The sequence below is a fragment of the Bradyrhizobium sp. URHA0013 genome, assembly GCF_000518345.1.
Lineage (GTDB): Bacteria > Pseudomonadota > Alphaproteobacteria > Rhizobiales > Xanthobacteraceae > Bradyrhizobium.
Genome location: NZ_JADK01000007.1, coordinates 507,343 through 519,039 on the forward strand (window position 1 = coordinate 507,343; position 11,697 = coordinate 519,039).

At 63.9% G+C, this 11,697-nt stretch carries 12 protein-coding genes; 1 reads left to right on the plus strand and 11 read right to left on the minus strand.

What is annotated here, in order from left to right:
* Positions 1-192 precede the first annotated feature (192 nt).
* The 11 genes from parC to rpoZ form a co-directional block, all read right to left on the minus strand.
* A complete protein-coding gene (gene parC, locus N551_RS0112610; RefSeq protein WP_027567281.1) occupies positions 193-2,451 on the minus strand; it encodes a DNA topoisomerase IV subunit A in 2,259 nt (752 codons plus the stop codon).
* Between the two features lie 61 nt (positions 2,452-2,512).
* The gene (locus tag N551_RS0112615; protein WP_027567282.1) at positions 2,513-2,797 is read right to left on the minus strand and encodes a hypothetical protein; all 285 of its coding nucleotides are present in this window, start codon (positions 2,795-2,797) and stop codon (positions 2,513-2,515) included.
* Positions 2,798-2,896: 99 nt separating this feature from the next.
* Positions 2,897-3,649 (minus strand): DNA repair protein RecO, encoded by a 753-nt coding sequence (gene recO / locus N551_RS0112620; protein WP_027567283.1) that lies wholly within the window; start codon positions 3,647-3,649, stop codon positions 2,897-2,899.
* Between the two features lie 78 nt (positions 3,650-3,727).
* Positions 3,728-4,108: a hypothetical protein gene (locus N551_RS0112625; RefSeq protein WP_027567284.1), complete on the minus strand. Its 381-nt coding sequence runs from the start codon at positions 4,106-4,108 to the stop codon at positions 3,728-3,730.
* Positions 4,109-4,130: 22 nt separating this feature from the next.
* Complete coding sequence (gene era / locus N551_RS0112630; RefSeq protein ID WP_007611165.1) at positions 4,131-5,057, minus strand: GTPase Era; 927 nt, start codon at positions 5,055-5,057, stop codon at positions 4,131-4,133.
* On the minus strand, positions 5,047-5,913 hold the full coding sequence (rnc, locus tag N551_RS0112635) for a ribonuclease III (protein WP_027567285.1): 867 nt from the start codon (positions 5,911-5,913) through the stop codon (positions 5,047-5,049). The genes era and rnc overlap by 11 nt, the downstream gene beginning before the upstream one ends.
* The gene (gene lepB, locus N551_RS0112640) at positions 5,910-6,674 is read right to left on the minus strand and encodes a signal peptidase I (protein ID WP_007603395.1); all 765 of its coding nucleotides are present in this window, start codon (positions 6,672-6,674) and stop codon (positions 5,910-5,912) included. Before lepB ends, rnc begins: the two co-directional genes overlap by 4 nt.
* A gap of 247 nt (positions 6,675-6,921) precedes the next feature.
* Positions 6,922-7,341 carry a holo-ACP synthase gene (gene acpS, locus N551_RS0112645; protein WP_007611179.1) on the minus strand — a complete coding sequence of 140 codons (420 nt, stop codon included), beginning with the start codon at positions 7,339-7,341 and terminating at the stop codon, positions 6,922-6,924.
* Positions 7,338-8,090 carry a pyridoxine 5'-phosphate synthase gene (locus N551_RS0112650; RefSeq protein ID WP_027567286.1) on the minus strand — a complete coding sequence of 251 codons (753 nt, stop codon included), beginning with the start codon at positions 8,088-8,090 and terminating at the stop codon, positions 7,338-7,340. The genes acpS and N551_RS0112650 overlap by 4 nt, the downstream gene beginning before the upstream one ends.
* A 45-nt stretch (positions 8,091-8,135) precedes the next feature.
* On the minus strand, positions 8,136-10,421 hold the full coding sequence (locus tag N551_RS0112655; protein WP_027567287.1) for a bifunctional (p)ppGpp synthetase/guanosine-3',5'-bis(diphosphate) 3'-pyrophosphohydrolase: 2,286 nt from the start codon (positions 10,419-10,421) through the stop codon (positions 8,136-8,138).
* 208 nt (positions 10,422-10,629) lie between these two features.
* The gene (gene rpoZ / locus N551_RS0112660; RefSeq protein ID WP_007603391.1) at positions 10,630-11,022 is read right to left on the minus strand and encodes a DNA-directed RNA polymerase subunit omega; all 393 of its coding nucleotides are present in this window, start codon (positions 11,020-11,022) and stop codon (positions 10,630-10,632) included.
* 329 nt (positions 11,023-11,351) lie between these two features.
* On the opposite strand from rpoZ, the gene N551_RS0112665 reads away from it, so the two are divergent.
* A partial coding sequence (locus N551_RS0112665; protein WP_027567288.1) for an NYN domain-containing protein occupies positions 11,352-11,697 on the plus strand: 346 nt, incomplete at its 3' end.

Here is an 11,697-nt window from a genome sequence, read left to right on the forward strand (position 1 = left end):
AGGGCCGAAGCACTCATGCGCTCACGGCTATCTGCCGCGCGTTTGCGCGCCACACCCTCGCTGTCGTCGCCCGGCTTGACCGGGCGATCCAGTATTCCAGAGAAAGCTATGATTGAGCCGAGAGGTCTCCGGCGTACTGGATGCCCCGCCTACGCGGGGCATGACAACGTCGATATGGCGACGGCCCGCGGACTACCCGATCACCCTGCCGAACTTGTTCGACTTCGGGAATCCCTTCGGCGGGAGACGACCGGCGTCGGCGCGGGAGCCTTTCCACTCGGCGAGCTCCTTCATGGTCGCGGAGAATTCGCGGCCCGCGGAGTCTTTCCAGGTCAGGCCAGCCTTGGCGTCGAACACGGCAATGTCGGAGAGGCCGCCGTCCTTGTACTTCTGCAGACGCACACCGCGGCCGCGGGCCATCTCCGGCACCTGGTCGAGCGGGAAGATCAGCATCTTGCGGTTCTCGCCGATGACCGCGACGGTGTCGCCGAGCACCTCGGTGACCGTGCGCGCCTCGTTCGGCATATCGACGTTGAGGACCTGCTTGCCCTTCTTGGTGGTGCCGACGCAATCGTCCTCGTTGACGACGAAGCCCTGGCCCTCGTGGCTCGCGACCAGGAATTTGCGTCCGCCCTTGTTGACGAACAGCGTGACCGGCGCGGCCTCCGGCTCGAGATCGATGAATTGGCGGATCGGCTCGCCATGACCGCGGCCGCCCGGAAGTTTTGCGACATCGAGCGAGTAGAATTTTCCGTTGGTGGCGAACAGCAGCAGCTTCGAGGTCGTTTCCGCGAAGAACGCGAACCCGAGCTTGTCGTCCTGCTTGAAAGCCAGCCCCGAGAGATCCTCGACATGGCCCTTGAGGGTGCGGATCCAGCCCTTGTCGGAGACGACAACCGTCACCGGCTCGCGCTCGACCAGGGCTTCCTCGATCGCGGCCAGATCGTGCTCGGGCGCGTCGGCGAAGGTGGTGCGGCGCTTGCCGAGCGGGGTCTTCGGTCCGAACATGTCGCGGACCTTGCCGACCTGCTCGCCGACCTTCTTCCACTGCTCGGGTTCGGAGGCGAGGATCGCGTTGATGCCCTTGAGCTCGTTGCGGAGATTCTTGTCCTCGGTGCGGATTTCCATCTCTTCGAGCTTGCGCAAGCGACGCAGCCGCATGTCGAGGATGGCCTCGGCCTGTACCTCGGTCAGCTTGAATGTCTTCATCAGAACCGGCTTCGGTTCGTCTTCAGTGCGGATGATCCTGATCACCTCGTCGATGTTCAGGAACGCAATCAGATAGCCGCCGAGGACCTCGAGCCGGTTCTCGATTTGCGTCTTGCGGTAGTTGCTGCGACGGATCAGCACGTCGCGCAGATGGTCGAGCCATTCGCGCAGGCACTCCGCGAGTCCCACCACCTTGGGGACGCGGCCCTTGATCAGCACGTTCAGGTTCAGCGGAATCTTGTTTTCGAGCTCGGTCAGCCGGAACAGCGATTCCATCATCAGCGCGGGATCGACGTTCTTCGACTTCGGCTCGATCACGATGCGAACGTCTTCGGCCGATTCGTCCCTGATATCGCCGACCAGCGGCAGCTTCTTCTGGTCCAGCAGCTCGGCGATCTTCTCGATCAGCCGCGACTTCTGCACCAGAAAGGGAATCTCGGTGACGACGACGACCCAGGTGCCGCGCGCGCCCTCTTCCTGCTCCCATCGGGAGCGGACGCGAAACGAGCCGCGGCCGGTGGTGTAGGCTTCAGCGATCGCCTGCTTGGAATCGACGCAGATGCCGCCGGTGGGGAAATCCGGACCCTTGACCCATTTCAGCAGCGCCCTGGATTTCGCGTCGGGCTTCTCGATCAGATGCAGCGCGGCGTCGCAGAGCTCGGCCGCGTTGTGCGGCGGGATCGAGGTCGCCATGCCGACCGCGATACCCTGCGCACCGTTGGCGAGCAGGTTCGGGAAGCCGCCGGGCAGCACGATCGGCTCTTTCGACTGGCCGTCGTAATTGGGGCGGAATTCGACCCCGTCCTCGTCGATGCCGTCGAGCAGAAGCCGCGCGACGTCGGTCATGCGCGCTTCGGTGTAGCGATAGGCGGCCGGATTATCGCCGTCGATATTGCCGAAATTGCCCTGGCCGTCGACCAGCGGGTAGCGCGAGGAGAAATCCTGCGCCAGACGCACCATGGCGTCGTAGATCGCCTGGTCGCCATGCGGATGGAACGAGCCCATCACGTCGCCGACGATTTTGGCGGACTTCTTGAAAGCCGTGCCCGGATCAAGCCGTAGCAGGCGCATGCCATAAAGGATCCGGCGGTGCACCGGCTTCAGGCCGTCGCGCGCATCGGGCAGCGCGCGATGCATGATGGTGGAGAGCGCGTACGCGAGATAGCGCTCTTCCAGCGCCTCACGCAGCGGCACCTCGTGAATTTCGGCCGGTTCCTCCGGCGGAATCAATCGTTTTCCCATGCCGCCCGGTTAAACCGTGGAAGCGAATCGGGCAAGGATCGATTGGTTCCCTGTGCGCGGCCTACTGGCCGGCCCAGCCTGCGGTGAAGGTCTGGGTGGGTTGGGCATTTTTGGCCTGCGTGGTGGCCGGGGCATTGGGCAGGCACCGCCGCGCCGTCTCGATCTCGGCCTCCGTCGCGCCCTTGGACCTTGCCCATGCCTCTGCGGCCGCAGCGGAATATTTGGCTACATAGAATCTGACGACGGTACAGGAGGCACGGCGAAAGACGCCCGGCTGCTCACCCGCGAGGGCGTCCGGCGCCAGCGCGATCAGCGCTGCCGATATCACAAGTCCCTTGATCAGCATGAGGCTATCCCCGGTTGGAACCCAAAACGGCAAGTCCGGGGAACCCCGTTTTGTTCCAGCAAGGGTTGTCCCATCAGGCAATGCAGAGCCGCGCCAGGTTCATGGCGCGGGAATCGCGCCCTTTGCCTGCTGTCGCGCCAGCGCGTTGATGAAGCCTGCCCGCGCGTCGGAATGGCCCTGCCCGCGCGGCTCCAGCACGTGCCGCAACAAGAAAAGGCCGGTCAGTCGAAAGCCATCCTGGAGATCCTCGTCGGTGAGGTCGCCCTGCACCTCGCCTTGGCGCAGGAACGGCGGCAGTCGCAACAGGCGGTCGCGCCACGGTTCGCCCGCTCCGCGCGACACCGCGCCGCCGGATTTCGGCGAGACATAGATCAGGTCGTTGGTTTCTCCGGTCACCGCGCAGTTTTCCAGCGCCAGCCCGAAGCCGAGCTCGGTGAGCATCGCCAGCTCGAAATGGATCACGTGTACGGCGGCGCTGCCGATGTCGTCGAAATCGTCCAGCGAATGTTCGAGCAGCGCCAGGAGGTTTTCGTGCGGATCGCGTTCCGGCAGCAACCGCGCGATCGAGGCGAGATGGGTGATGCCGTAGACGCCGTGGGATGATCCCAGCAGCGTCGCCGCCCGCAGCTTGAGGCCCTCGATGGCATAGGTGCCGAGATGCTCGTCGAGCCGCGCCCGCCACACCACGCTGAGGCTGTTGCCGGGCTGCAGCAACGGCCGCATCCTGGAGCCGGCGCCGCCGCGGACGAGACCGAGATGGCGGCCGTGCGCACGGGTCAGCAGCTCGACGATGGCGCTGCTCTCGCCATGCCGCCGCACCCCCAGCACGATGCCTTCGTCGGTCCATTCCATGGGTGAAGTCTAGCGGATTCCGGTCTTCAATCGTAGGGCGGATTGGCGGGATTGCGCGCCGCCAATCCACCTGACGCCTTAAGCGTTGAACCAGCCCTGCGCGTCGCCGCGGAACGAGAAATACAATCCCATTGCCGTCAGCACGCAGGAGACGATCTCGATGGCGCTGTCGAGTTCCATGCCTTTCTCGCCGATGATCTGGCCGAGCGAGATGACCGACAGTACGAGCGCCGCCGCCAGCACCCAGCGCGGCCAGTTCTTGCGCCCGTGCGCGGCCAGCCTGACGAAATACACCAGCAGCAGGATCATGCCGCCGGCAAGCAGCGTCGACGTCGTGATCATCTGCTCGGTCATCTCGGCATTGGGCGTGCGGTCCTGCACCGCCACCGACAAGGCATCCAGCATCAACGATGCATAGAGCAACGCTTCGAAGCGCCGTACGTTGCTGGGTACGCTCATCGCTGACCGATCATTTTCTTGGTTATTCTTTGGGAAATTCCAGGCCCATCTCGCGGTAGCGATCGGGATCGTCGCTCCAGTTCTCGCGCACCTTGACGAACAGGAACAGGTGCACCGGCACGCCCAGGATCTCGCCGATCTCCTTGCGCGAGTCCGCGCCGATCGACTTGATGGTGGCGCCGCCCGCGCCGAGCACGATCTTGCGCTGGCTTTCGCGCTCGACGAAAATCGTCTGCTCAATGCGCACCGATTTGTCCTTGCGCTCCTCCCACTTGTCGGTCTCGACCGTGGACTGGTAGGGCAATTCCTGGTGCAGCTTGCGAAAGATCTTCTCGCGCGTGATCTCGGCCGCAAGCTGCCGCATCGGCGCGTCCGACATCTGGTCTTCGGGATAGAGGAACGGCCCCGGCGGCACGATCTCGGCCAGTGTATGCCTGAGGTCGTCGACGCCGTCGCCGGAGATCGCCGCGATCATGAAGGTCTTTGCGAAGGCCATGCGCTCGTTGGCGGCCTGCGCCAGCGCCAGCAGCTTCTCGCGCTGGACCAGGTCGACCTTGTTGATGACCAAAATCTTCTCGTGCTTGACGCTGGCGACCTTGGTGAGGATCGCCTCGGCTTCCTCGTCGATGCCGGCCTTGGCATCCAGCAGCACGCAGACGAGGTCGGCGTCATGCGCGCCGCTCCAGGCGGTCGAGACCATGGCGCGGTCGAGCCGGCGCTTGGGCAGGAAGATGCCCGGCGTATCGACTAGGATGATCTGCGCGTTGTTCTCGATCACGATGCCGCGGATCAGCGCGCGCGTGGTCTGCACCTTGCGGGAGACGATCGTGACCTTGGCCCCGACCAGCGCATTGACCAGGGTGGATTTGCCGACGTTCGGCGCGCCGATCAGCGCGACGAAGCCGCAGCGCGTGGCAGTGGGCGCCTCGCCGCTTGCTTCAACCGTCATTGCCGCCGCCAACGCCTTCACGTTCGATCATCACTGAAGCTGCTACCTTCTCTGCCGCGCGCTTGCTGCCGCCGATGCCTTCCGCCGGAGCTAGTCCCGGAAGATCGACCGCGACGCGGAATTGCGGATCATGATGCGGGCCGGTGCGCTCGACCTCGCGATAAACGGGCGTCGGCAATCCCTTGCCCTGCGCCCATTCCTGAAGAACTGTCTTGGGATCGCGCAACGGACGCCGCGGCTTGTGCATGCGCTCGGTCCAGTTGCGCTTGACGAAGTCGGCCGCCGCCGCGTAGCCGCCGTCGAGGAAGACGGCGCCGATCACGGCCTCGCAGATGTCGCCGAGCACGCTCTTGCGGAGGCGCGCGTCGGCGCTGGGGCCGACCGAGCCGAGCTTGATGTCGTCGAGCAGACCGAGCGACTTGGCGACATCGGCGCAGCTCTCCTTACGCACCAGTTCGGCAAGTCGCTTCGACATCTCGCCTTCATCGGCGTTCGGGAAGGCGTGATAGAGCATATCGGAGACGACGAGCCCGAGCACGTGATCGCCGAGGAATTCCAGCCGCTGATAGCTGTCGCCGCGCTTGCGCCCGGACTTCAGCGCGGAGACATGCGTGATGCCTTGCATCAAGAGGTTGGGATCGGCAAAGCTGTAGCCGATGCGTGCCTCGAGCCCCGCATTCGCATCCGAGCCCCTGGCCTTGCTGCTCCGCACCCGCTTCTTCTTTGCAGGCGCCTTGATCTCGAGCGCCTTGCTCTCAAGAGTCTTGCTCTCAAGCGCCTTGGTCGCAGCTTCGCCGTCGGGGCCCGCTTGCGCCTCGGTCGGCAGCGTCGCGATGTCCTTGGCTTCGTCTTTCATCGGACGATTTTGAAGAAGCGATTCCAGCGCACCGCCCACGGCCAGCGCCAGAACATCCAGGCATGCTCGCCCTCGGCGATCGAGAAGAAGATCATCTGGGCGCGCCCGATCAAATTCTCCTGTGGAACGTAGCCGACCTGGCCGAGGAAGCGGCTGTCGGTGGAGTTGTCGCGGTTGTCGCCCATCATGAAGAAGTGGCCGGTCGGCACGGTGTAGACGTTTGTGTTGTCGACGTAGCCGTTGTCGGCGCAGTCCAGCGTCTCGTAGGAAACGCCATTCGGCAGCGTCTCCTTCCAGCGCTTCACCCGGGAGACGCCGCTGCCTTCGGCGCCGCAGGGGTCCTCGCCGACAAATTCGCTCATGCGCTGCCGCTCGACCGGCGTGTCGTTGATGTAGAGCAGCCCGTCCCGCATCTGGATGCGGTCGCCGGGCAGGCCGATCACGCGCTTGATGTAGTCGGTGGAATCGTCCTTCGGCAGGCGGAAGACGACGATGTCGCCTCGGTTCGGGTCCGAGCCCCAGATCCGCCCCGAGAACAGCGGCGGCGAGAACGGGATCGAATAGTGGCTGTAGCCGTAGGAATATTTCGAGACGAACAGATAGTCGCCGACCAGTAGTGTCGCCTTCATCGAGCCGGATGGGATGTTGAACGGCTGGAACAGGAAGGTGCGGATCACCAGCGCGATCAGAAGAGCGTGGATCACGACCCGGATCGTTTCGCCGACGCCGCTCTCAGTTTTCGTTCCTGAAGTCACGCTCATTGCTCTCTCAATTCGGCCGGCGGTCACAGAGCGCCCTCCTCGCGCGAGCAGCCCATCGCTCGCGGCCCAAGGAGATTGTCCTGATTCTGATAATGAGGGCCAATTCCGGCGTAAAGCCGAATTCGCCCAGCCTGATTTGCGTCCGCGGACTTTTAGACGGTTGTCAGAGGCCACGCAATCAAGGATCGCATCAAAACTGCATAAGCGTTTGATTTTGAATGCGAATTATAAAATGATCGGAGTACCGTCAGGGTTTGGCCAGCGGCACGGCGGAAATGATGACGAAGGCCTGTGCCAACGGCCAGTCATCGGTTATCGACAGGTCGATCTGCGCCGCGAACCCCTCGGGCGTCAGGGCCTGGAGCCGGGCCAACGCCCCGCCCGTCAATTGCATGGTTGGCCGCCCTCCCGGCAGGTTGACCACCCCCATGTCGCGCCACCACACGCCGCGCCTGATGCCGGTGCCGAGGGCCTTGGAGCAAGCCTCCTTGGCGGCGAAGCGCTTGGCGTAGGTCGCGACCACCATCTTCTCGTTCTTGGCGCGCCGCTCCGCCTTGGCCCGCTCGGCCGCGGTGAAGATGCGGTCGAGGAAGCGCTCGCCATGGCGGTCGATCACCTTGCCGACACGGGTGATGTCGATCAGATCGGAGCCGATGCCGATGATCATGCCCGGCTCCGGCCGCGGTCCATCGCTGCGCGCATGCTGCGAACCGTCTCGGCGAGACCCACGAACAGGGCTTCGCCGATCATGTAGTAACCGATGTTGAGCTCCATGATGTCCGGCAAGCCTGCGATCGTCTCCGCCGTCGCATAGTCCAGCCCGTGTCCGGCGTGAACCTCCAGCCCCGCTTCCTTCGCCAGCTTCGCCCCCGCCACGATCCGCCGCCATTCGGCCTCGGCCTTATCAGTGTGACCGTCGACGACGGCGTCGCACCAGGCGCCGGTGTGGATCTCGATCACGGGGGCGCGCAGCCGCGCCGCCATCTCGATCTGGGCGGGATCTGCCGCGATGAACAGCGACACCCGGATGCCGGCATCGTTCAGCCGCGCGATATAGGCCGCCAGCGCATTGTGCTGGCCGACGACGTCGAGCCCGCCTTCGGTCGTCACCTCCTGGCGCCGCTCCGGCACGAGGCACACCGCGTGCGGCCTGGTGGCGAGCGAAATGCGCATCATGTCGTCGGTCGCCGCCATCTCGAAATTGAGCGGCTTGGAGATCTCGGCTTTCAGCCGCGCCATGTCCTCGTCGCGGATGTGCCGGCGATCCTCGCGCAAATGGGCGGTGATGCCGTCGGCACCGGCCTCGATCGCCAGTAGCGCCGCGCGCACCGGATCCGGATTGCGGCCGCCGCGCGCGTTACGCAGGGTCGCGACATGGTCGACATTAACGCCGAGGCGGAGCGGAGGTGCAGGCATTTCAGGACTCACGGAATCACAGGGATAGACCAGGACGGAAGGCGTCTATCCATTAACACGTTCGGCGCGGGCGACGACCGCCTTCGCGCGCAGCTGGGCCAGGATCGCGCTCAAATGCTTGAGATCGTAGACTTCGAGATCGATCGTCGTCTCCGTGAAATCCGGTGAGCGGCGCTGCATGCTGATGTTGTCGATGTTGCCGTCGTGCTCGGCGATCACGGTCGCGATCTGCGCCAGCGCGCCGGGCTCATTGACATTCTCGACCTTGATGCGGGCCGGGAAGCGCTGTGGCGTGGAGTCCTCGATGTCCCAGCGCACGTCGAGCCAGCGCTCCGGCTCCTCCTCGAAATCCTTCAGGGCCGGGGCCTGGATCGGGTAGATGGTGATGCCCTCGCCCGGCGTGACGATACCGATGATGCGGTCACCGGGCACCGCGCCGCCGTTCGGCGCGAACTTCACTGGCAGGTCGGAATTGATGCCGCGGATCGGGATCGCGACCGGGCTGCGCGGCGGTTCGGACGACTTCTCCTTGAGCTTGCCGGCAAGCCCCTTCTTGACGCCGTAGCGCGCGATGCGCTCCTCCTTGTAGTCGGGATACATCGCACGCGCGACGTGGGAGGCCTTGATCTCGCCGCGTCCCACAGCCGCCATGACGTCCTCGATCGAGGTCCGCGCCAGTCGCGGCAGCGCGCCCTTGAGCTTGTCGTCGGCGTATTCGATCTTGGCGCGCTCGAACAGGCGCTCGACGATGCGCCGGCCGAGACCGACATATTGATCGCGCACTGCAGTCCTGGTCGCGCGGCGGATCGCGGCACGCGCCTTGCCGGTGACCGCGAGCGTTTCCCAGGCCGACGGCGGCGCAGCTTGCGCTTCCGAGGTCAACACCTCGACTTCGTCGCCGTTCTGAAGCTCCGAGGACAGCGGCGCAAACTGGCCGTTGATCTTGCAGCCCACCGCGCTGTTGCCGACGTCGGTATGCACGGCATAGGCGAAATCGATCACGTTGGCATGGCGCGGCAGCGCGATCAGCTTGCCCTTCGGAGTGAAGCAGAACACCTGGTCGTGGAACAGCTCGAGCTTGGTGTGCTCGAGGAATTCCTCGGGGTTGGCGCTCTCCGAGAGGATGCCGATGGTGTGGCGCAACCAGGCGAACGCATTGGACTCGCGCTTGAGAAATTCGGTCGGCGAGCCCACGCCTTCCTTGTAGAACACGTGCGCGGCGATGCCGCGCTCGGCGATCTGGTCCATCGCCTCGGTGCGGATCTGCAACTCGACGCGCTGATTGCCGGGGCCGATCACGGTGGTGTGGATCGAGCGGTAGTCGTTCTGCTTCGGCGTCGAGATGTAGTCCTTGAACCGCCCGGGCACGACCGGCCAGTTCGTGTGGACGATGCCGAGCGCGCGGTAGCAGGCCTCGATGTCGTTGACGACGACGCGGAAACCGAAGATGTCGGACAATTGCTCGAAGCCGACCGACTTGCGCTCCATCTTGGTCCAGATCGAGAATGGCTTCTTGCGGCGGCCATAGACCCGCGCCCCCAAGCCCCGGTGCCGCAGATTGTTGGAGAGCTGGTCCTCGATTTCGCCGATCAGATTGCGGTTGCGCTCGGCCAGCGCATCGAGCCGCTGCATCACCACCGAATAGGCTTCCGGGTCGAGGGTCCGGAACGACAGGTCCTCCAGCTCCTCGCGCATTTCCTGCATGCCCATGCGCCCTGCCAGCGGCGCATAGATGTCGAGCGTCTCCTCGGCAATGCGCCGTCGCGATTCCGTCGGCACGAAGTCCAGCGTGCGCATGTTGTGCAGGCGGTCGGCGAGCTTCACCAGGAGCACGCGGACGTCGTCGGCAATGGCCAGCAACAATTTGCGCAGATTCTCGGCCTGCTTGGCCTCCCGCGACACCAGCTCCAGTCGCTTCAGCTTGGTCAGGCCCTCGACCAGCGCGCCGATCTCGGGCCCGAAGATCTGGTCGATCTCGGCCCGCGTCGCTTCGGTGTCCTCGATCGTGTCGTGGAGCAGCGCAGCCACGATGGTGGCGTCGTCGAGCTTCAGGTCGGTCAGAATCGCCGCCACTTCAAGCGGATGGGAGAAGTACGGGTCACCCGAGGCGCGGGTCTGCGAGCCGTGCGCCTTCATCGCGTAGACATAGGCGCGGTTCAGCAAATCTTCGTCGGTGTTGGGATTGTAGGACCTGACGCGCTCGACGAGGTCATATTGACGCATCATGCGTGCGCGAGGCTTCGCCGGGCGAGCCACCGGCGCAGTCGGGGCCACGGCAACCGATTCGGTTGCGGCCTGCATCTGCGTTGGTGTGCGGCGTCGATATACCATGCCGTCCTGCCTTCAAACGGGCCACGACACAGCCCGTTGTATACATCTTAGCTCCGATCGCGCGCGTGTCCGATCAATTCAGTGACAGGAACAGGCGCGAACCGACCACGCTATGGTAACCACGAAAACGCCAACAAAAGCAAAGGCCCGAACAACGGTTCGGGCCTTTGATAAGATCACAAAGAAGTCGATGAGCGCGATGGGACGATTACTCGTCCTCCTCGGGCTGCTCCTCGGGCGGCGCCAGGCCTTCGAGACCCTTCAGGAGCTCTTCTTCCGTCATGCGCTCAACGGCGACTTCGGTATCGTCTGCATCCACGCTTGCACCGGCGGAACCGATCAGCGGTACGGTGTCCGGCTCGGGCTCGTCGACTTCGACGAACTTCTGCAGCGAGTGCACCAGCTCCTCGCGGAGGTCCTCCGGCGAAATGGTGGTCTCAGCAATTTCGCGCAAAGACACAACAGGGTTCTTGTCGTTATCGCGGTCAACCGTTAGTTGTGAACCAGACGAAATCATGCGGGCGCGGTGGGCGGCCAGCAGGACCAGGTCAAACCGGTTGTCGACCTTGTCGATACAATCTTCTACGGTGACGCGAGCCATCGACTGTCGCTCCGTTGTGGGTGGGACGAAATATGTGGATGAATGGCGGTAGTTATAGGGGCCGGCAGGGTTTCGCAAGGCCAATTTGTGATTTGGCCTCGCCAAACGGCTCTGCTACCCCCACATTGGGGCTGGGATGGGTGGTTTCCCGGGCTGCCGGCGACGGCGGCGCCGGGAGTGTGCAAGTTGGCCATAACTATACCTTGATTGCCCCGACTTCTCCGGATTTGCGGTTTCGACGGGTTTCGGCGGGACTTTAGAAGTGCGCGGCTTGCTGTCGCCGCGCCAACAATAAACGATCAATCACGAACTCTACGCGAGCAAACTGAATGTCACCTTCCTCTTCCGACAAGATCGCGCTCTTCATCGATGGAGCCAATCTCTACGCGACGGCGAAAACTCTGGGCTTCGACATCGATTACAAGCGCCTGCTGAAGGAGTTTCAGAGTCGCGGGACGCTGCTGAGGGCGTTCTACTACACCGCCATCATCGAGGATCAGGAGTACTCCTCGATCCGGCCGCTGATCGACTGGCTCGACTACAACGGCTACACCGTCGTCACCAAGGCGACCAAGGAGTTCATCGACGCCTCCGGCCGCCGCAAGGTCAAGGGCAACATGGACATCGAGCTCGCCGTGAACGCCATGGAGCTCGCCGAGCACATCGATCAGATGG